Below are 17420 nucleotides of genomic sequence, written 5' to 3'. Positions count from 1 at the left end.
CTCCTCGGCGGGCGCGCTCCGGTCTCTCGGAAGCCCGCGGACGTGACCGACGACGACGCCTATAAGCGTCGGCTTCGCCTATCGGCTCGCGTGCAGGTCGTCGGCTACGAGACGGACGTCGCGAGCGACTCGCCGGACGCGGACGGCGACTCCGAGCGGGGTCCGATCGCCGAGGCGGACGGACCGATCGGCGGCGGGCTCTACGTCGCGAGCGGTGGGGCCGTCGACTTCGTGGACGCGAGCCCGGGCACCGAGCTCGCCTTCGGGCTCGGCGAGCGCCGCTGCGCGGGGACGGTCCACGAGGGCGACCACGTCGCCTGCGACGCCCCCACCGCGCCGTACTGCGACGACCACTCGCGCGTCTGGGTGTGCGCCCGGTGTACCGGGACGTGCCTGAAAGACGAGATGGACTGCCACGAGACGCACGCGATGTACCTCGCCGCGTTCGCGCCCGACGTGCTGAAGGTCGGCGTCACGAAGGAGTGGCGGCTCGGGACCCGCCTCCGCGAGCAGGGCGCCGACCGCGCGGCGCATATCCGAACCTTTCCGAACGGTCGCATCGCCCGCGAGGTGGAGGCAGAACTGGCCGCCGGCGACGACCTCGTCGACCGCGTCCGCGTCCCGACGAAGCTCGACGGGTTCGGGCGCGCGGTCGACGAGGCCGCGTGGGGGGCGCTCCTCGACCGGTTCGACCCGATCGAGCGGTTCGCGTTCGACTACGGGCTCGACCTCGACGAGCGCCCCGTCGCCGAGACGATGGCCGCGGGGACCGTCCGCGGCTGGAAGGGTCGGGTGCTGGTCCTCGACCGCGGGGGCTCGACGTACGCGGTCGACGCGCGCGACCTCGTCGGCTACGAGCTAACCGACGCGGTGCCGGAACGGGAGCTCCAGTCGAGCCTCGGGGCGTTCGGCGGGTGACGGGAGGCGTTCCGGCGGTCCTCTTCGGCGACCCGTTCGCCGTCATGAACACGGTGGGGCTCGTCGCGTTCGCCCTCGTCGGCGCGAGCAAGGCGGTCCGCGAGGAGTTCGACCTCTTCGGCGTCGCCGTCGTCGGGCTGGCCATGGCGTTCGCCGGCGGCGTCACCCGCGACCTCCTCGTCGCGCGCGTCCCGCTCGCGCTGCGCTCGCCGGTCGAGATCCTCCTCGGACTGCTCGGCGTCGCGCTCGCGGTCGGGCTGAGCGCGTGGCTCGCCTCCCCCGACGAACACCCGGTGACGCTCGTCGCCGACGCCGTCGGTCTCGCCGCGTTCGCCACCACCGGCGCCATCGTCGCGACGAACGCGGGGGTGTCCGCGTTTGGCGTGGTGGCCGTCGCGACGATCAACGCCGTTGGCGGCGGCGCGCTCGCCGACGTCCTCCTCGACCGCGCGCCGTTCATACTCTTCGAGGACTTCTACGCCAGCTGCGCCGTGCTGGGCGGCGTCGCCTACTGGCTGGTGGGCGCGCTCGGCGGGCCCTCGGGCGTCGCGGCCGCGACGTGCGCGGCGGTGACGGTCGGTCTCCGGCTCGTCGCGGTCGCTCGCGGCTGGCGGCTCCCGACCGCGAAGCGTGTCGGCGAGCGGTTCGGCGACTGAGCCGCGGAAGAGCCGGACCGGCCCGGAGCCGCCCCGTCTCGGAACTGACCCGCTCAGCGAGCGAAGCCCTCGACGGCGACGACGCGCCGCACGCCGAGGTACGCGGCCGCGGCGATGGCCGCGTACGTGACCACGAGGACGCCCGTCGTCGCATCCGCGCTGTCGATGGCGAGCCGCGCCACCGCGTTCGCGGGGCCGCCGGCCATCGCCGTCGCGCCACCGAACAGGACGAGGACGGCGACCGAGTAGAGCAGCTGCGCCGCCCGGCGGTCGGGCGCGACCGCCGCGACGCCGACCGCGACGGCGACGACGAGCGTCGTCAGCGCGGTCATCAGCGCTAAGATTGGGCCGACGTTCGCGACCGAGGTGCCGTTCGCCTCGAGCAGGAGGAGCCACAGCAGGGCCTGTGCGGGGGCGATCCCGATCGCCGCCGCCGCCTTCCCGTCGACGATCTCGGCGATCGTGACGGGCGCGACGCGGAGGAGTTCCATCGTCCCCTGATCTCTCTCCTCGGTGATCGAGTCGACGACCAGCGACCCCGAGATGAACACCGGGAGGAAGACGAGGAGGGGGATCAACACGGTGTACGTGAACGTGAAGTACGGGCTAGTGTCGCTCCGGTCGGGCAGGGGGAGCGGAGACTCCTCCAGGTATGAGGCACGGGAGTCGCGCTCGTTCAGCTCGTAGGTCCGCAACATCTCGCGGAGCTGCACCACGATGACCGTCGTCTCCACGGTGGAGTCGGGTGCGGTGACGGCGGCCGACACCCGCCCGTCCTCCGTGCGAGTCGCGACCACCACCGCGTCGGCCGCGTTCCGCTCGAAGGCGCTCCGCGCGGCGCCCGCGTCGTCGTACGGCGTGACGGAGGCGCCCGGGACGTCGCCCGCGGCGCGCTCCAAGTCGTCGACCGCGTCGCCCGCGGCCGCGACCTCGATCTCCGCGCCGTCGAGCGCGCCCGGGTCGTACATCGAGACGAGCCCGACGACGAGGAACGACGAGAACATCGCGATGAAAAGCTGGATACCGATCGCCAGCAGGATCGTCTTCTCGGCGCGCAGCCCCGCAAGTTCGCGCCCGGCGATCGTCAGCCGGCTATCCAAGGCTCACCACCCCGACGTTGTACGCGGCGTGCCCCAGCGTCGCCAGGGTCAGCGCCACGGCGTAGGCGGTCCGCCCGCGGCTCGCGCCGACGCTCGCGACGGTCGTCGCGGTCACGTGGAGGACGAGCGGCGCGAAGAACAGCGCCGCCAGCGCGAGCGGCGGCAGCCCGGAGAGGCCGGCCACGTCGGCGAAGGCGGCGCGGCCGAGGAAGAGGTCTGTGAGCCCGACCGCCTGGACGACCGCGGTCGCCTTCTCGGCGAGGAAGAAGCCGGTCCCAGAGGCGATCCCGACCGCGAGCGCGACGCGGAGCGATCCGTCGCCGTCCCCGACGCCGGCGTCACCCGCATCGCCGTCCCCGACGTCGGCGTCACCCGCATCGGCGTCCCCGACGCCGACGCCGTCGGTCCGCTCGAAGACGCCGCGCTCGAAGCCGGCGTAGAGGCCGACGCTCTTCGCGACCTCCTCGATGAACGCGATGGTCACGAGCAGGACCGGGATCGAGACGGTGACCGGCAGCGCGAAAAGCACCGCGACGGCCAGAAGCTCCGCGACGAACACGAAGGGGATCGTACAGGCGGTGAGGAACGCGACGGAACCGAGCCCGCGGAGTCGGTCGCGGTCGAGAAGTCCGCCGCCCGCCGACACGGGAGCCAGCCGCACCGCGAGCGCGTCGAGGAACTTCCGCGTCACGGGCTTTTGCGAGAACATGTCCTCCTCGCGGTAGACGCCGAGGCCGAGGCCGAACAACAGTGCGGCCCCGACCGCCATCGGCGCCGTCGAGAAGAGGACCTCGCCAGCCGAGACGGCTTTGCCCTGGAGGTCGAAGACGACGAGCGTCAGCGGCGAGACGAGCGCGACGGGCGTCACGTTCGTGAAGATGGCCGGGACGAACGCGTAGGTGGTCAGGAGGACGCTCACGCCCACCGTGACGAAGGTGAGCTCCTTGAACGAGCGCGCGAACATCGCGCCGACGAACGTGGCTCCGAGGAACGTCGCCGCGACCGGCGCCACCGCGATCACCGAGAGCGCCCCGCCGCCAACGAGGAGGGCGATAAGGCTCGTGACGACCGCGGCGGCCGCGGCGTACGGTAGCGTCTTGCCGGCGACGATCTCGGCCGGCGACAGCGGCGTGACGAGCAGGGGTTCCCCCCGGCGGTTCGTCCGCTCGTCGAGGATCGAGGAGCCGTACGCCTGGATGAGGAAGTTCATCGGCACGAGGAAGGCGAACGCCAAGAGCAGCGAGGTGAAGGGGAACGGCGGCGTGATCGACCCGGGCGAGCCGACGGTGTTCGCGCCGAAGGCGCCGCCGCCGATCGAGGGCACGGCGAAGCCGTCGTCCGCGTCCGCGCCGTCGTCGGTGGAATCGACGCCCTCGGTCGTGCTTCCGTCGCCGTCGGTCCCGTCTGTCCCCCCGGTCGTGCTTCCGTCGCCGTCGGTCCCGTCTGTCCTCCCGGCCGTGGTATCGTCTCCGGGCGAGCCATCGCTGCCGGTGTCGGCCTCGGAGTCGGTCGCAGAGGACCCGTCAGATCCAGTTTCCTCCGCGTCGGTGCCACTACCGGATCCGTCGGCGTCAGTCACGGTACCCCCGCTGGCGCTCTCGTCGCCGCCGTCCCCGTCCGAGTCGCCCGTCGAGCCGCCGTCGCTGCCGCCGAGCGTCGCGCCGTCGTCGAACCCGGTCGTCCGGCCGACGTACCGGAGGGTGACGGTGACCGGAAACGCCGCGGTCCGGTTCGGCTCGGCGCGCAGCACCCGCTCGTTTCGCGCCTCGACGGCCTCGCGGACCGACGCGGCCGCCGCCTCGCCCTTCCGCGTGTCCGTCGCGCGGACGACGACTTCGTCGACGTCAGCGGCGTCGATCGCCCCGTCGTCGCCGGCGCCGGGTCGCACCACCGTCACCACGACAGCGTCGGTCGAGTCGCCGAGCGATGCCGTGCCGCCGGGGACCGGGCGCAGCGACGGCGCCTCCTCGATCGCCTCCGCGTACGGCGACTCGGCGTCGACGCCGACGCGGTACACGTCCCGGTCGACGTCGAGGCCGGCGACGCCCGTCGCCACGCCGACACCGACGACGCCGCCGGCGACGAGGAGGAGCGCGATTCCGGCGGCGAGGGTTCGGCGGTCGACGCCCCCGGACGCGCGGGCGGTCTCCCACCTCGCGACCCGGAGGACGCGACGGACGCCGACCGCGAGGCGCCTGCCGACGCGACGCAGCCGATCGGTCACTCGGTCGCCTCCGTCGTCGCCGGCTTCGTCGTCTTGGTCTCCTCTTCGTCGCCGTCGTGGTCGCTCTCGGCGTCGGTTCCATCACCGCCGAGGTCGCCAGTGTACCGCCCGGGCATTGGCCGCCCGACGATGTCGAGGAACACGTCCTCGAGGCTCGGCTCGCGGCTCCGGATGTCGACGACCTCGCCGCCGGCCTCGCCGACGGCCTCGCGGACCGCGGCGACGGCGTCCATGGTCGGGACGGCCGTCCGGTACCGGTCGCCGACCTCCTCGGTCGTCGCGTCGAGGTCGGCGAGCGCGGGCGTCGCCGTCGGCTCGGTGTCGGTGAAGACGCGGTACGTCGTCTCGCCGTGTCGCTCGCGGATCCCGTCGACGCTCCCGCGGGCGACGATCCGGCCCTCGTTCATCACCACGACGCGGTCGCAGACGGACTCGACGTGGTAGAGGTTGTGCGCGGAGAAGACGACGGTTTTGCCCGTCTCGCGCAGCTCGCGGGTGAACGCCAGCACGGAGTTCGTCGTCACTGGGTCGAGCCCGGAGGCCGGCTCGTCGTACACCAGCACGTCCGGGTCGTTGACGAGCGAGCGCGCGATGGCGACCTTGCGTTTCATTCCCTTCGAGACGTCGCCGAGGCGGCGCTCGCGGTGGTCCAGTTCGAGGCGGTCGAGCGCGGCGCCGATCCGCTCGTCGGCGACCTCCCGGGGCACGTCGTAGAGGTCGGCGAAAAAGCGGAGGTACGAGAGCGCGGTCATCTCCTCGTATAACGGCGACTCCTCCGGCAGGAACCCGAGGTGCCGGCGCATCTCGGGGTCCGAGGCGTCGAACCCGGCAACGGTCACCTCGCCGGCGGTCGGCTCGACGAGGCCGGCGATCACCTTGAGCGTCGTCGTCTTCCCGGCCCCGTTCGGGCCCACGATGCCGAACACCTCGCCGTCGTCGACGGCGAAGTCGCTGTCGACGACGGCCGCGAAGTCGCCGTAGGTCTTCCGCAGCCCCGAGGCCTCGATCATGCGCTCGGGTCCGGCGGCGCCCGAGTTAAACCCACGCCCGCGGGTATCAGCCGCGAGAACGGCCCCGTCCGCGTCAGTCGGTGTACGGCTTCTCGATGTTCGCGTCGCCGCTGATGTACGCGTTCATCCGGCGGGTGATCCCGTCGAACAGCGAGATGAGCGGCGAGAGGGCCCGCTCGACCAGCCGGACCGGTGACGCGACCCGCAGCGACCACGTCTCGGCGTTCCCGAGGCCGAACGCCTTGGGGACGATCTCGCCGAACACGAGGACAAGGAAGCTCGTGCACAGCGTCGTCGTCACGATCGCCGCCCCGGAGGGGAGGTACCCGGCGATCAGGACGGTGACGATGCTCGAGATGGCGATGTTGACGACGTTGTTTCCGACGAGCAGCGTCACGAGGAGTCGGTGCGGGTCGTCGTGGAGCTCCTTCAGCACGTCCCCCCGTGGGTCGTCAGTGCCGGCCTGCTGCTCGAACCACTCGGCCGGCAGCGAGAAGATGGCGGTCTCAGAGCTCGAGAAGAACGCGCTGAACGCTAGTAACACGACCACCGCCGAGACCCCCGCCACCCCAAGTGGAACTCCGACCATGACCCGTGTTTATAAAAACTAGGTCAAAGAGGGTGTCGGCCGGAGGCCCGCAGTTAGCGGGGAGGCACCGCTCCCAGTCCGAGACGCGTAGCCGTGTCAGTCGGTGACTTTGCCGGGACGCAGAAATCGAAACGCCGCGTTACTCCTCTTCTTCCTCTTCCTCGACCGGTCCGCGTCCTCGTTCCCAGACGGCGTCCGCGGAGGTGCCGTTCGGTGCTGTGTGCGAGACGTCTTTCATGGTGTCGCGATCGCTTGCCATATTGACCTGCGATAGCGGGGATCCCCGTATTAACCCTTCGTGGAAAGAGATAATGAGTCCTGATACCATATAAGGTATTAATATCAGCTGGAAGGGGAACTGGTTCGATCGGTGGACGAACCGAGAGTTACCGTCGTCTGAAGGGGAAGAAACCGTACGTTCATTCAAATATACCCGGCGAACCGCAGCGATGAGGGGTGTGGCCGCCGGAAGAGTTGACGTGTTCGGAAACCGAGATGCGGCCGGTGACTCTGCCCGGGACCACGGCGACTCGGTGGTCCGCGAGGGCGCGACGCTCGCGGTCGGTCGCGACGTCGACGCGCCCCCAGAGCCGACCGCGACGGCGCTCCGCGACACCCGACGGTGGCCCGAGTGGAGCCCGTCGGTCCGCGGCGTCGAGAGCGCGGACCGGTACGTCGAGGCCGGGACGACCGGGCGAGTCCGGGTCGCGGGGGTCTGGATCCCGTTCCGGGTGACCGCAGCGACGCGCCTCCGGTGGGACTGGACAGTTGCCAGGGTCCCCGCGACCGGGCACCGCGTCGAGCGGTACTCAGGAGATCCGGACCGGTGTCGGGCGGTGATCGAGATTCCGCTGATCGCGGCCGCGTACGTTCCGGTCTGTCGTCGCGCGCTCGACCGGTTCGCACGGCTGGTGGAGGACGGAGAGAGCAGTCCGAATGGGAGTGAGGGAAGGTCAGAGTGAGGGAAGGTCAGAGTGAGGGAAGGTCAGAGTGAGGGAAGGTCAGAGTGAGAGAGGGTCGGAGTGAGGGAGGGTCGGAGTGATGTCGGGTCCCCCCGCGACGGGAGCGCGGCGCCCTGGTCTTCCGAGACGCCGGTGGTTCGCCCTCCCGGTCGCACCGTCGTTGGTGAGGCGGCGGCGCCGGTCATATAAGAATATTGATTAGTAACCGGATATAAGACAATTTATTTTTATTTTAACCAATATTTTTAATAAATGAAGTTGATGTTCCCCCTGCGGCGCGGTATTCGGCCGCCGACGCACGACAAGCGACAGCTATGAAAGACGACTCACACACTCCGATCGACGGACCGAGTACGAACGTACGGAGACGCACCTGGCTCAAGGGGTTGCTCGCGGGCGGCACGCTCGCGGCCGCGGGGAGCTTCGGCGCGAGCGCGGCGGACGCTGACCTCGAACAGGTCGGTGCGGGCAGTATCGCACGCGTGAAACCGGAGGAAGCCGGCGCACCGCCCCGGAAGGTGTACGCGGTCGACGAGCTCTCGAGCCCGTATCCCTCGAACGACTGGTGGACGACGCTGCTGTGGCGACCGCTCTCCGAGAACCTCTGGGTCCACCCGCTCGCGGCGCGCGTGACCGAGTCCGGGCTCGCAATCACGTATCCCGACGAGTGGCAAATCGGCGACGCGCCGTTCACGTGGGGCGAGCGGACCGACGACTTCGCGGCGATGGCGGCGTCGCCAGAGGCGAGCACCGGCCCGATCGCCGCCGACCTCACCGTCTCTCATCCCGAAGTCGACGGCGACGTGCCGGCCAAAGTCGCCGACTACGGCGACTGGTCCGTCACCTACCGGCGGACGGACGGCGAGGCGAGCCTCGATGCGACCCTCGCACAGGGGTCGCCGTTCGTGTACTTCGAGGCAAACGGGGGCGGCATCGACGTGGCGTTCGACGGCGACGTCTCGGTCTGGCACGAGCGGGACCACGTCCTAGGCGTGACGGTCGCGGGACACCACTACGGCCTGTTCGCGCCGCCGGGTGCCACCTGGGATGGCGTCGGCGGCGACGCGGTCTCGTCCCGGCTCGACGGCGAGGGATACGTCTCGGTGGCGGTGCTTCCCGAGGCCGGCGAGTCGGTCCTGAACGCGTACCGACGACGCGCGTACGCGTTCGTCGCGGACACGACGGTCACCTGGGAGTACGACGCCGAGCGCTCGGCGGTCGTCACCGACTACGAGTTCGAACTCGAAGCCAAGCACGGCCGCGCCGACGAGACGCTGACAGCCCTCTACCCCCATCAGGCGAGGCGGACCACGGACGAGCTGCGCGACTGGTCGTACGTCTCTCCGCGCGGCGAGATGCCCGTCTACGCCGGCTCGACATTCACGACCGAACTCCCGTACCGGGGGATTCTCCCGTTCCTCCCGGACGCGACGGACGTCCCGGACCTGGGAGAGCACGTCGACGCGGTGGAATCGGCGGAGACGCTCATCCGCGACTGGCAGGGCGACGGGACCTACTGGAACGGGAAGAACTTCGAACGGCTCCTCCAGCTCGCGCCGCTCGCCGAACAGGTCGACGACGAGGCCGCCGCCGAACGGTTCCGAGAGGCGATGCGCGAGGAACTGGAGACGTGGTTCTCCGCCGGCTCCGACGGCGAGGTCGACGGGACCGACCTGTTCTGGTACGACGACGTCTGGGGGACGCTGAACGGGACGCCGATGGGGTTCGGCGCCGACGCCGATCTGAACGACCACCACTTCCACTACGGCTACTGGGTGAAGGCCGCGGCGGAGCTCGCGCGGGCCGACCCGGAGTGGGCGCGCGAGGACGCGTACGGCGGGATCGTCGACCACCTCGTCCGCGATTACGCGAATCCCGACCGCGACGACCCCCGGTACCCGCTCTTTCGAAACTTCAGCCCGTACGCGGGCCACTCGTGGGCGTCCGGGAGCGGCGAGCTACCCGCCGGGTGTAATCAGGAGTCCTCCTCGGAGGCGGTCAACGCCTACGCCGCTCTGGTGCTGTGGGGCGAGCTGACGGGAGACGAGGAGCTTCGCGACGCCGGGATCTACCTCTACACCCACGAGGTCCACGCGGCCCTCGAGTACTGGTTCGACGTCGCCGACGAGACACTCCCCGACGCGTGGCCCTACGACTACGCCGGGATGGTCTGGGGTCGCGGCTACAAGTACGCGACGTGGTTCAACCAGGATCCGGAGTCGATCCACGCCATCAACTACCTCCCGATCGGCGGGCACTCGCTTTACCTCGGGTGGAACCGCGACGCCGCCTCGGCGAACTGGGCGGAGCTGCTGGAGAACGACGGCGGCGACGGCACGTTCGACCTCGGCTGGTATTCGGACTTCCTCTGGGAGTTCCGCGCGCTCTCGGACCCGGACGAAGCGCGGTCTTGGTACGAGACCGACTACGTGGCGGGCGACTTCGGAGAGTCCCGCGCGCACACCGCACACTGGATTTACACCCTCGACGCCGTGGGCGTTCCGGACGCGACGGTTTCGGCGGACACGCCCCTCTACAGCGTCTTCCGGGACGGAAGCACGCGGACGTACGTCGCCTACAACGCGGGCGACGAGCCGACCGAGGTGTCGTTCTCCGACGGAACGGAACTGACCGTCGACGCCGGGGAGACTGGGACGACGACCCGGTCGTTCGAATCGCTGCCCCCGATGGACGGCGCGTTCCCCCGCGTCGACGGCTCGGACGACGACGACGGCGGAGCGAGAGGCAAGAGCGGCGCGAGAGGCAAGAGCGGCGCGAGGGGGAACGGGAACGACTGACCACGTCGGCCGCCGGGCGGTTCCTCGCACGCCTTTCGTCCGCCGGTTTCGGGACCGAGGCGCTCACCGCCCGGTCAGCTCTCGTGGCCTTCCTCGAACGGGTCGATGACCGCGCTTCCGGGGTCGGCCTCGTCGCGCGTGAACCCCGGCCCCTGCGTCGCCAGCTCGAAGACGAGCCCGTCGGGGTCGGTGAAGTAGACGCTCTTGAAGTAGGTGCGGTCTTTCACCTCGGAGACTCGAACGTCGTGGCTCTTGAGGTGGTCCCGCCACTCGCTGAGCGCTGCCTCGTCTTCGACGCCGAACGCGAAGTGGTGGCTCGCGCCCGGGCCGGGCGTCCCCTGCGAGTCGGGGTACTCGAAGTAGGTGACGTTGGTGCCCGGCTCGCCCTCCGGCGTCGGCGAGAAGTAGTAGTGGGGCGTTCCGGGGTCGTCGTAGTTCTGGGTCCGCTTGACCGTGTGCCAGCCGAGGACGTCCTCGTAGAACGCGACGGTCTCGTCCATATCGGTACAGATGTTCGTGACGTGGTGGAGTCCGGTCGTCGGCGGCGCGTCGGTCATGGTCTGTGTGAACGGTCGTCGGGAAGGTAGTTAGTCGTACTGGCGCCCCCGGACAACCGGGCAGTTTGGTCGCGTCTTAAAACAGGCCGAGGCCGACCGCGTAGGGCCACGCGGACCCGCCGACGGCGAGCAGCGCGAGCGCGGCGCCGGCGCCGTAGACGTTCTTCAGGAAGCCCGTCATCTCGTTCTGCTTCTCCTCGGGGTCCTCGACCGACCAGAAGTCGTGCATCGTCACGGCGGAGACGAGGAGGAAGAACGCGAGGCTCCCGGCCGCGAGGACGGGGAACGCGCCCGCCGCGACGCCGAGGCCGCCGAGCACGAGGACGGCGCCGGACGCGAACACCGAGAACCGCGGCGCGGGGAGGCCCTTGAACTCGGCGTAGCCGGCCATCGTCTCGAGGTCGGTGAAGTGGTTGAGCCCCATGAACGCGAGCGTCGCGCCGAACAGGATCCGGCCGAGTAGGAAGAGTTCGCCCGCGAGGGGGGTGTCGAGCTGGAGCGGTAGCGTTCCGAATTCAGCTAACATCGTGTAACCTGCTATACGGACGTAACCTATTTATCGCTTCCCGGACAATACGGTTAGTAGGTAACACCGATGTCATCACAGGACCTTTCGGCGGCGGAGACGGCTGAGGCAGCGGAGCCAGCGGAGACGGCGGACTCGGGCGCTGACGCCACGACGGAGGCGACGGCAGAGGCGACGACGCCCGAGACGCCCTGCCCGGTCGTCGACTCGCTCGAACAGATCGGCTCGCGGTGGCGGCTCGTCGTCCTCCACGAGCTGCTGAACGGCGAGTCGCGGTTCAACGAGCTCAAACGCGAGACCGACGCCAACGCCCGGACGCTCTCGCGCGTGCTCGACGACCTCCAGGAGACCGGCTTCGTGGATCGGCGACTGGAGGAGGACTCCCCGGTGGCGACGTACTACAGCCTGACCGACAAAGGCGAGTCGCTCGCGCCCGTCTTCGAAGAAATCGACGACTGGGCCCACGAGTGGCTCGCGGAATGTGACGCCTGAGCGGTCGGTTCTAGCGGTAAATTCGTTCTAATTGACAGAAGTTGGGCGCCGGTGTGTGCTAATACTTACCGACGACTCCACACCCGGGGCATTTGACTTTCCCATCGCTGAACGGATTCGTTATCCCCGTTTCCTTGACCAAGCCCCGGTTACGCATACACGATTTATGGGCTATCGCTCCGCAGTTGCTACACTTCGCGGCGTCGTTCGACTTCGCGTTTGCTTGTCCGCCACACAGCTCACAGTTTCCCTTACTGCTTGAACCAAACAGGCCCATTTCAGCCGGGATGTATATGGCACCTATATTAAAATTTTTGCCAAACTGAATGTTAAGTGAGTTATCACAGTTCACTGTCCGGCCGTTCGGGCCGATACCGTGCCTACAGCGAACACTTCCAAATCCCCAGCCGCGAAGACTCGCAGCTCGGTGTCGCCAGAAATCTCCGATTTTCGGGAGGTTATCAGAATCCCATGGATTCTGACTGCTAGCCGGAAGTCTCCGACTTCCGGCGATGACGAGAGTGCGAAACTCTCTCGAACCACGCTCCTCGCTCGTTCGCTCCGCTCGCACCTCGCACCGTTCGCTGCGTGGGCTGCGACTTCCGTCCTCTCGCTCGCTCTCTCCGGTCGCTCGCGGGACCGCAGCCTCACGCCTCCCCAGCCTCGTCGCCGGACTACGTCCGGCTGCAAGCGAGAGCGAAGCTCTCGCCCTGTCAGTCGCCGGCGCGAAGCGCCGGCTTCTAAAGTGGCCGGAGGTCCCTCCCGGCTCGACCGCGGGGCGGCCTCGTAGGCACGCGCCACGGCCTGATATATAAGTGAGCGGCGCAGGCGCTCGAATCTGTCTATGAATTGTGCCGCCGCGCCACTCTCACAGGTATCGTCGCGCGAACGCGTACAGCTCCGGGAGCACGTACGCCACCCCGCCCACCGCGAGAGCGATCACGAACGGGACTCCCCACGGGCTGTACCCGTCGAGCCGTATCGACCATCGGAGTAGCCCGACGGCCTCCGCGAGCGGCTGTACGAGGTACACGCTCGCACCGACCGCGGCGGCCGCCGGCGCGTGAACGGCCGAGATCCGATAGCCGTACGCGCTGCCGGCGATGAGGACGAGACCGAGGGCGAACACGATGAGAGCGTAGATGACTTCGCCGAACCCGCCGAGCGGACCCGCTCCGTAGATCCCGAACTCGTAGACGCGTTCGTTCGCGAACACGTAGTAGCGTCCTTCTTCCTCGGGGGCGTCCGCTACGTCGACCCCGTTGATCGAGGCGGTGCCGAGCCCCGCAGGGGGAGCTCCGGCGAACGAGACGTAGCCGTCGGGGTTCTCCATCGCTGCCGTGAAGAGCGTCTGTCCTCGCTCGGAGAGTTCCTCGTACTCGAAGGCGAACCCCCCGCATTGGGCGAACGTGACGCTGACATCTCCGGAGTCGGCGTCGTCGGTCGGAAGGAAGCACGCGAGTTCGTCGCCGTCCCTGACAAAGTTCCATCTCCCCGACCGGAACTCGGACGGGACGTCGTCGACGGCGACGGCACTCCCATCGGCGCCGGCGTCGACGACGTCCCGTGCCGGCTCGGAGAGGTCCGCGTATCGATGGACCTCGCCGTCCGTCTCGTCCACCACGTACGTTACCGGGCCTGAATCCGTCGCGCCCGCGGCGCCGCCGATGACGAGACCGACTCCGACGACGAACAAACAGAGGGCCGCGAGGAGTGCCGGTGACGGGCGGCTCATCGTGGCTTTCGTTCCACCGACGGTGTAAGTGCTTTGTGCGATCGCGACCCGTCGACCGAGCTCCCGGCGCGGGCGAAAGCGCTCCGCCGGCGAAACGCACACCCTTCTCCGGCGCGTACGGATCGCCGTGTACGCCGGACTGAAGAACACCCCCTGTTGCCTGTGCGGCCGGGACGACACCCACACCCGGATCGCGGTGCCGCCGCGGGCGCTCAGGCTGCTGGAGAACGGCGAGCCGATCGCGTGGCGTGACGTGGTTGGCACGGTGACGCTCCGCTTCTGTGCCGACGACTGGGACCTCGTGAGCGACCTCGCCATCGAGATGGACACGCATCCCCTCTCGCGATGTAACGCCGCGCACGTCTCCTTGGATCTCCGCGAGGACCACGAGGCGCTGCTGTCCGCGACGAAGGCCGAGACAGACCAGACGGAGCTGGAATCGCGGCTCGAACAGGAGGCCGAGGCGACGCTTGACGCGGTCGACGACCCCTACACCGAGGAGCGCGACGTGGTCGAGGCGATCGTGGTGTTACGCGCGCTGGAGGAACTCGGCGTTCGAGACGGACCCGGCGGCATCGCCGGACCGACGACTGCCGCGGACGACGACTGAGTCGTATCCGGGCCCGTCGCTGCTGCGTCTCCCCGCACCGCGGTCTACCACCTGACCTCGAACCCGTCCTCGCCCTCCGGCTCGCCGTACTCCGCGTCTACGTCGTCGACGTCGGCGGCCTCGCTTCCGGTCTCACACCAGGCCACCATGTCGCGAACGTCGCCCTCTGGGCCCTCGAAGACGGCCTCGACCCGGCCGTCGTCGAGGTTCCGCACCCAGCCGTCGACGCCCGTCTCGCGGGCGGCGTCGCGGGTGCTCGCCCGGTAGTAGACGCCTTGAACGCGACCTGAGACGAACACGTGCGCGCGAACGCGGTCGGTCATCGGCCGACGGTGCGGCCGCGTCCGGCTTAAACGCCGTGCCCGCAACCGACGCCTACTAACTCCCGGGCGCCGAGGTGGTCGACATGGACCTGTTCGGAACCGCCGGGATCCGCGGCGGCGTCGAGGACCGCGTCACGCCGGCGCTCGCGCTCGCCGTCGGGCGAGCCGTGGGCGCCGAGATTCGAAGCCGAACCGACGACTCTGCCGAGAAACCGACCGCCGGATCGTCCTCCGATTCGACCCCCGAGCCGACCGTCGTGCTCGCCCGCGACGGCCGGGTGACCGGCCCGGCGCTCGCGGCCGCGATGGAGGCCGGACTGGCCGCGGGCGGCGTCGCCGTGCGCCGCGCCGGGCGGCTCCCGACGCCGGTGCTCGCGCACGCCTCGCGGGGGCGCTACGGCGTGATGCTCACCGCCTCGCACAACCCGCCGACCGACAACGGGATCAAGCTGTTCCGCGACGGGACCGAGTTCGACCGCGACGCGGAGCGTGCCGTCGAGTCGCGCGTCGCCGACGAGGAGCCGGTCGCCCCGTGGGACGAGTGGACCGAGCCGACAAGGACCGACCCGCTCGGCGGCTACCTCGACGACGTGCGGGAGTACGCCGCGGGGTTCGGCGCGCCCCTCGACGGCCTCCGGGTCGCGGTCGACTGCGGCAACGGGATGAGCGCGCCCGCCACGCCGACCGTCCTCCGCGAGCTCGGCGCCGACGTCGTCACGCTCAACGGGAACGTCGACGGCCACTTCCCGGGTCGCGGGAGCAAGCCGACCCCGGAGACACTCGCCGACCTGCGCGCGTTCATCGCCGACGCCAACGAGGACGTCGAGAACCCGGGCCGGCTACCCGAGGTCGGCGGTGATGAAGATGGGGCGGCCGAGGGGTTCGCCTTCGGCATCGGCCACGACGGCGACGCCGACCGGATCGTGATCGTCGACGCGGACGGCGAGGTCGTCCACGAGGACACGGTCCTCGCGGTCCTCGCGGAGCGATACACCCGCACGAGCGACGCGGCCGACCCCGTCGTCGTGACGACGCCGAATGCCTCCGGCCGGATCGACGAGCGCGTCCGCGACGCCGGCGGCCGCGTCGAGCGCGTGCGGCTCGGCGCGCTCCACGAGGGCATCGCGGCGGTGCGGGAGGCGGCGGCCGCGGACGGAGCGGGCGGCGACGACACCCGAGTCGTGTTCGCCGCCGAGCCGTGGAAGCACATCCACGTCGCCTTCGGCGGGTGGATCGACGGCGTGACCTCGGCGGCGGTGATCGCCCGACTCGTCGCCGATGAGGGGCTCGAGGCGCTCCGGAAGCCGGTCACCGAGCGCCCGTACCGCAAGGTGAGCGTCTGCTGTCCCGACAACGCGAAGGAACCCGTGATGGACCGCCTGGAGACGACGCTGCCGGAGGCGTTCCCCGAGGCCGCAGTCGACACCGACCACGGCGTCCGGCTGGAGTTCGAGGACGCCTCGTGGACGCTCGTTCGCCCCTCCGGGACGGAGCCGTACGTCCGCATCTACGCCGAGAGCGACGACGTCGACGCCCTCGTCGCCGACGTCGAGGGCGTCGTCGAGGACGCGGTCGCCGCCGCGTAGGCGCTTGGGCGGTTCGGCCGCCGCATAGGCACCCGGGCGGTTCGGCCGCCGTTCCGCCGCCGTTCCGCCGCGGTGCCCGGTCCGATGAACGACCGTGGGAAATCCGGGTTCGTGGATCGGAACGCCGGAATAGACCGAGGATTCCCCCGGAAACGCCCGCCTCTTTTCACGAACGTGCCACATCGACGCCCCGAGAACGACGAATTTATGCCGCGTTCCGACGGGGGTACGAGTGAGATGGCATCCGACTTCGATCGGCGGCGGTTCATCAAGGCGGCAAGCGCAGCGGGCCTCGTCGGCCTCGCCGGGTGTAGCGGCGGCCCGAGCGGCGACGGCGGCGACGGGGGCGACGGCGACGTGCCGGCGCGGGTCGGCATCGTCTACTCCGACGGCGGCCTCGGCGACAACTCGTTCAACGACGCCGCCCAGCAGGGCATCTTCCAGGCCGAAGAGGAGTTCGGCATCGCGTACGACGAGTCGGAGCCCGACGGCGCCGGCGAGTTCGAGCAGTTCCAACAGCAGTACGCGGGGTCGACGGACCCGGCGTACGACCTGGTCGCCACCATCGGGTTCAACCAGGGCGACGCGCTCACCGAGACGGCGCCCGAGTACCCCGATCAGGACTTCATGATCGTCGACACCGTCGTCGACGAGCCGAACGTCGCGAGCTACCTGTTCCGCGAGCACGAGGGCTCGTTCCTGATGGGCGTGCTCGCCGGCCGCCTGACCGAGACCGAGTTCTCGGCGGGCGCCGGCGAGACGGACCCGGACTCGACGACCGTCGGCTTCGTCGGCGGCGTCGACAGCCCGGTGATCCGCCGGTTCCAGGCCGGCTTCGAGGCCGGCGTCGACTACGCCACGGACGACGTCGACGTCACCACGAGCTACGTCGGCAGCTATGCTGACCCGACGGGCGGACAGGAGGCGGCGCTGTCGATGTACCAGAGCGGGGCCGACATCATCTATCACGCCTCGGGCGCGACGGGCGTCGGCGTCTTCCAGGCCGCGGAAGAGGAGGGCCGGTTCGCCTTCGGCGTCGACCAGGACCAGTCGGTCTCCAACGAGTCGTTCTCCGACGTCATCCTGGCGTCGATGGTGAAGCGCGTCGACACCGCGGTGTACGAGTCGATCTCGAACGTCATCGACGACGACCACCAGGGCGGAAGCACCACGGCGCTCGGCTTAGACTCCAACGGCGTCGAGTGCGTCTACGGACAGGAGATCGGCGACGAAGTGCCCGAAGATATCACGACCGCGGTGGCGGACGCGCGCGACGAGATCATCGACGGCAACATCGAAGTCCCGGAGACGACGGACTGAACGCGCCGCGGGGG

General features: G+C 69.7%; 16 protein-coding genes. 8 read left to right on the top strand and 8 right to left on the bottom strand.

Annotated features, from left to right (window positions below; genetic code table 11):
* Nucleotides 1-90: 90 nt before the first annotated feature.
* Nucleotides 91-918, top strand: coding sequence for a DUF2797 domain-containing protein (locus F3H13_RS10520; RefSeq protein ID WP_188128049.1), 828 nt, complete (start codon nucleotides 91-93; stop codon nucleotides 916-918).
* On the top strand, nucleotides 915-1574 hold the full coding sequence (locus F3H13_RS10515) for a trimeric intracellular cation channel family protein (RefSeq protein ID WP_149798990.1): 660 nt from the start codon (nucleotides 915-917) through the stop codon (nucleotides 1572-1574). Before F3H13_RS10520 ends, F3H13_RS10515 begins: the two co-directional genes overlap by 4 nt.
* A 53-nt stretch (nucleotides 1575-1627) precedes the next feature.
* On the opposite strand, the gene F3H13_RS10510 is transcribed toward F3H13_RS10515, so the two are convergent.
* The 4 genes from F3H13_RS10510 to F3H13_RS10495 form a co-directional block, all read right to left on the bottom strand.
* Nucleotides 1628-2674, bottom strand: a complete 1047-nt coding sequence (locus F3H13_RS10510) for an ABC transporter permease (protein ID WP_149798989.1) — start codon at nucleotides 2672-2674, stop codon at nucleotides 1628-1630.
* Nucleotides 2667-4898: an ABC transporter permease gene (locus tag F3H13_RS10505; protein WP_149798988.1), complete on the bottom strand. Its 2232-nt coding sequence runs from the start codon at nucleotides 4896-4898 to the stop codon at nucleotides 2667-2669. Before F3H13_RS10505 ends, F3H13_RS10510 begins: the two co-directional genes overlap by 8 nt.
* Nucleotides 4895-5908: an ABC transporter ATP-binding protein gene (locus F3H13_RS10500; protein ID WP_149798987.1), complete on the bottom strand. Its 1014-nt coding sequence runs from the start codon at nucleotides 5906-5908 to the stop codon at nucleotides 4895-4897. Before F3H13_RS10500 ends, F3H13_RS10505 begins: the two co-directional genes overlap by 4 nt.
* A 73-nt stretch (nucleotides 5909-5981) precedes the next feature.
* Entirely contained in the window at nucleotides 5982-6497 is a 516-nt protein-coding gene (locus F3H13_RS10495; protein WP_149798986.1) for a CNNM domain-containing protein, read from the bottom strand.
* A gap of 479 nt (nucleotides 6498-6976) precedes the next feature.
* Here F3H13_RS10495 and F3H13_RS10490 point away from each other — a divergent pair, with 479 nt between their 5' ends.
* Nucleotides 6977-7459 (top strand): SRPBCC family protein, encoded by a 483-nt coding sequence (locus tag F3H13_RS10490; protein WP_149798985.1) that lies wholly within the window; start codon nucleotides 6977-6979, stop codon nucleotides 7457-7459.
* 314 nt (nucleotides 7460-7773) lie between these two features.
* Entirely contained in the window at nucleotides 7774-10257 is a 2484-nt protein-coding gene (locus tag F3H13_RS10485) for a glycosyl hydrolase (protein ID WP_149798984.1), read from the top strand.
* A gap of 74 nt (nucleotides 10258-10331) precedes the next feature.
* On the opposite strand, the gene F3H13_RS10480 is transcribed toward F3H13_RS10485, so the two are convergent.
* Together F3H13_RS10480 and F3H13_RS10475 are read right to left on the bottom strand one after the other, a co-directional pair.
* Nucleotides 10332-10814, bottom strand: coding sequence for a VOC family protein (locus F3H13_RS10480; RefSeq protein WP_149798983.1), 483 nt, complete (start codon nucleotides 10812-10814; stop codon nucleotides 10332-10334).
* Between the two features lie 76 nt (nucleotides 10815-10890).
* Entirely contained in the window at nucleotides 10891-11340 is a 450-nt protein-coding gene (locus F3H13_RS10475; protein WP_149798982.1) for a DoxX family protein, read from the bottom strand.
* Nucleotides 11341-11409: 69 nt separating this feature from the next.
* Here F3H13_RS10475 and F3H13_RS10470 point away from each other — a divergent pair, with 69 nt between their 5' ends.
* The gene (locus tag F3H13_RS10470; protein WP_149798981.1) at nucleotides 11410-11832 is read left to right on the top strand and encodes a winged helix-turn-helix transcriptional regulator; all 423 of its coding nucleotides are present in this window, start codon (nucleotides 11410-11412) and stop codon (nucleotides 11830-11832) included.
* Nucleotides 11833-12700: 868 nt separating this feature from the next.
* On the opposite strand, the gene F3H13_RS10465 is transcribed toward F3H13_RS10470, so the two are convergent.
* Complete coding sequence (locus tag F3H13_RS10465) at nucleotides 12701-13567, bottom strand: hypothetical protein (protein WP_149798980.1); 867 nt, start codon at nucleotides 13565-13567, stop codon at nucleotides 12701-12703.
* Between the two features lie 127 nt (nucleotides 13568-13694).
* On the opposite strand from F3H13_RS10465, the gene F3H13_RS10460 reads away from it, so the two are divergent.
* Nucleotides 13695-14177 carry a hypothetical protein gene (locus tag F3H13_RS10460; protein WP_149798979.1) on the top strand — a complete coding sequence of 161 codons (483 nt, stop codon included), beginning with the start codon at nucleotides 13695-13697 and terminating at the stop codon, nucleotides 14175-14177.
* A gap of 44 nt (nucleotides 14178-14221) precedes the next feature.
* Here the strand turns inward: F3H13_RS10460 and F3H13_RS10455 are convergent, their stop codons facing one another.
* Nucleotides 14222-14500 carry an acylphosphatase gene (locus F3H13_RS10455; protein WP_149798978.1) on the bottom strand — a complete coding sequence of 93 codons (279 nt, stop codon included), beginning with the start codon at nucleotides 14498-14500 and terminating at the stop codon, nucleotides 14222-14224.
* Nucleotides 14501-14583: 83 nt separating this feature from the next.
* On the opposite strand from F3H13_RS10455, the gene F3H13_RS10450 reads away from it, so the two are divergent.
* Both F3H13_RS10450 and F3H13_RS10445 read left to right on the top strand, forming a co-directional pair.
* On the top strand, nucleotides 14584-16086 hold the full coding sequence (locus F3H13_RS10450) for a phosphohexomutase domain-containing protein (RefSeq protein ID WP_149798977.1): 1503 nt from the start codon (nucleotides 14584-14586) through the stop codon (nucleotides 16084-16086).
* Nucleotides 16087-16323: 237 nt separating this feature from the next.
* On the top strand, nucleotides 16324-17406 hold the full coding sequence (locus F3H13_RS10445; protein WP_149798976.1) for a BMP family lipoprotein: 1083 nt from the start codon (nucleotides 16324-16326) through the stop codon (nucleotides 17404-17406).
* Nucleotides 17407-17420 lie beyond the last annotated feature (14 nt).

The organism is Halorubrum xinjiangense (assembly GCF_900102375.1).
Lineage (GTDB): Archaea > Halobacteriota > Halobacteria > Halobacteriales > Haloferacaceae > Halorubrum > Halorubrum xinjiangense.
This window is presented reverse-complemented; position numbering and strand designations above follow the sequence as displayed.

Bases quoted from the DNA above. Each gene is read 5' to 3' on its own strand.
- F3H13_RS10500 (WP_149798987.1), bottom strand. From the start codon at position 5,908: ATGATCGAGGCCTCGGGGCTGCGGAAGACCTACGGCGACTTCGCGGCC.
- F3H13_RS10495 (WP_149798986.1), bottom strand. From the start codon at position 6,497: ATGGTCGGAGTTCCACTTGGGGTGGCGGGGGTCTCGGCGGTGGTCGTG.
- F3H13_RS10485 (WP_149798984.1), top strand. From the start codon at position 7,774: ATGAAAGACGACTCACACACTCCGATCGACGGACCGAGTACGAACGTA.
- F3H13_RS10480 (WP_149798983.1), bottom strand. From the start codon at position 10,814: ATGACCGACGCGCCGCCGACGACCGGACTCCACCACGTCACGAACATC.
- F3H13_RS10475 (WP_149798982.1), bottom strand. From the start codon at position 11,340: ATGTTAGCTGAATTCGGAACGCTACCGCTCCAGCTCGACACCCCCCTC.
- F3H13_RS10470 (WP_149798981.1), top strand. From the start codon at position 11,410: ATGTCATCACAGGACCTTTCGGCGGCGGAGACGGCTGAGGCAGCGGAG.
- F3H13_RS10465 (WP_149798980.1), bottom strand. From the start codon at position 13,567: ATGAGCCGCCCGTCACCGGCACTCCTCGCGGCCCTCTGTTTGTTCGTC.
- F3H13_RS10455 (WP_149798978.1), bottom strand. From the start codon at position 14,500: ATGACCGACCGCGTTCGCGCGCACGTGTTCGTCTCAGGTCGCGTTCAA.
- F3H13_RS10450 (WP_149798977.1), top strand. From the start codon at position 14,584: ATGGACCTGTTCGGAACCGCCGGGATCCGCGGCGGCGTCGAGGACCGC.
- F3H13_RS10445 (WP_149798976.1), top strand. From the start codon at position 16,324: ATGGCATCCGACTTCGATCGGCGGCGGTTCATCAAGGCGGCAAGCGCA.